This window comes from Eubacterium sp. AM05-23, assembly GCF_003477535.1.
GTDB lineage: Bacteria > Bacillota > Clostridia > Eubacteriales > Eubacteriaceae > Eubacterium > Eubacterium maltosivorans.
On record NZ_QUDF01000029.1, the window covers coordinates 1 to 2,424 of the forward strand.

1 protein-coding gene is annotated in these 2,424 nt (G+C 46.5%); it reads left to right on the top strand.

The features are described from left to right. Positions 1–615: 615 nt before the first annotated feature. Positions 616–2,295 carry a group II intron reverse transcriptase/maturase gene (gene ltrA, locus DW091_RS19865; protein ID WP_118519114.1) on the top strand — a complete coding sequence of 560 codons (1,680 nt, stop codon included), beginning with the start codon at positions 616–618 and terminating at the stop codon, positions 2,293–2,295. The last annotated feature ends 129 nt before the right edge of the window (positions 2,296–2,424 follow it).

Sequence of the window (2,424 nt, forward strand, 5' to 3'; positions counted from 1 at the left end):
GAGCTGATTGTGTTTCTCGCCCTCGCGACCCAGGATGACATCCTTGTGTGTGATCCAGAGCGCGAGGTGCGACAAGAAGTCGCATAATGAATTGCTGGTTATCAGCTACCCGATCCATTTGGGGTAATCCTACCACAAACTGCGTGAATGGTAACGTTCAGGTAGGAAGCTTGTGGGACAATATGGGAAATCTGACAGCCTAAGTCGGACGTACTGTTAGGATAAGCGTACTATGACGAACGTAAAGTGAATCATTGTAAGAGTCGTTACAGGGAATAAGTGAAATAAGGCTGATACACTTACACCAAAAGGTGCGGAGGTGGTTGCGGTGGCTTTCTCGATGCCGCAACAAATGGACATGATTCCTCCCGGCTCAAAGATGGCGTCTAAGGTACGCACAATTATTTATTATGCGGAACTTGGTAAGCCCTATGCGTTCCTCAAAGGAGGTATCGACCCCGTAAGGGGAAGAAATGACGCAGAGGGTAAAGGAATGGGATAAAAAGCGAATGGTTCTGCTGTAATGGCGGGACATAGGGGTTCAAGATTTGCCCTGACCTGAAAGGGTGCAGACTTATCCCACGGTATTTCATGACAAAGAATGGAGGTAAACCTATGAACGGTAATTATTCAACGGCGGAAACAGCGGTTTCCGAGAGATTATCGGACAGCAAACTGCTTGCCATGCAATGGAAACGCATTGACTGGAAGAAAGCAGAAAAAGAAGTTAATAGGCTGCAAGTCAGGATTGTCAAGGCTACTCAGGAAAAGAAGTGGAACACAGTGAAGCGGCTTCAGTATCTGCTGACGCACTCATTCCATGCAAAAACACTCGCCGTAAGACGGGTAACCACAAACAAAGGAAAGAAAACCGCAGGGGTCGACGGGGAAATCTGGTCTACGCCTGCCATGAAGATGCGGGCTGTCCGATCATTGACAGACAAAGGCTACAAAGCAAAACCGTTAAGACGTGTCTATATCGAGAAGAAAGATAAGAAAAAGAAACGTCCGTTAGGAATTCCAACCATGTATGACAGGGCAATGCAGGCGTTATACGCCCTTGCATTAGAGCCAGTGGCAGAAACAACCGCCGACACGAAATCATTTGGTTTCAGAAAAGGACGGTGCTGTCAGGACGCTTGCGAACACATTTTCGCAGCACTGTCACGCCAAGTATCGCCAGAATGGATTTTAGAAGGTGACATCAAAGGTTGTTTTGACAACATCAGCCATGAATGGTTAATAAAAAATATTCCGATGGACAAATCAATTCTAAAGCAATTCCTGAAAGCAGGATTTGTTTTCAAAGGAGAGCTGTTCCCGACAGAGGATGGCACTCCGCAGGGCGGCGTTATCTCTCCGATTCTTGCGAACATGGCACTGGACGGTATGCAGAAAGTATTGTCGGACAGATTCCACACCAACAGGCTTGGAAAGGTGGACTGGCGGTTCAAGAACGCCCATAAGGTGAATCTGGTACGTTACGCCGATGATTTTATCGTTACGGCAGCAACGGAAGAAATTGCCTTGGAAGCAAAAGAACGAATAAAAGACTTCCTGAAAACAAGAGGTTTGGAATTATCAGACGAGAAAACGGTTGTCACCCACATAGGTGACGGATTCGATCTGTTAGGCTGGACATTCCGAAAATGGGGAGGAAAGCTGATTGTAAAACCGTCAAAGAAATCCATACAGGCAATTGTGCGGAATCTTTCTGACACGATATTGAAACGTGGAAAAGCATGGAATCAAGAGGTGTTGATTCTAAAACTGAACCAACAAATCCGAGGATGGACGAACTACCATCAGTCCGTTGTCGCAAGCGAGGCGTTTGCACATCTGGACTATATTCTCTACGAACTACTGTGGAGATGGGCAAAAAGACGGCATCCGAAGAAAGGGAAATGGTGGATTTCTACAAAGTATTGGCACCGCAGGGGTAACCAGAACTGGGTATTCTCTACGGACACAAAAGCATTGATACGAGTAGACCATACACCGATTATCCGACACACGAAAGTAAGGGCAACAGCCAATCCCTTCCTTGATACAGAATATTTCAGACAGCGTAAGTTTAATCAAGGAATGAAGAAACTTTCAGGAAGATTCAAGTTAATCTGGAAAAATCAAAACGGGTGTTGCTATCACTGTGGTATGCCACTGGATATTTCGGACGAGAGGGAAATTTTCTTCAAAGTTCCAAAGTCTTGTGGCGGTAAGGAGGAAGTGGCGAATATGGCGTATGTTCACGCTGACTGCCAACGAATCGATCTTGAGAGCCGCTCGAAAGAGTGATGAAATGCTTGAGCCGTATGAGTGGAAACGCTCACGTACGGTTCTTAGGCGAGAAAGGGCGAGTAATCGCCCCGACTTAGCCGACTATGTCTCCTTGATTACAGCCCTCGGAGGTGAAGCGATCCGGAT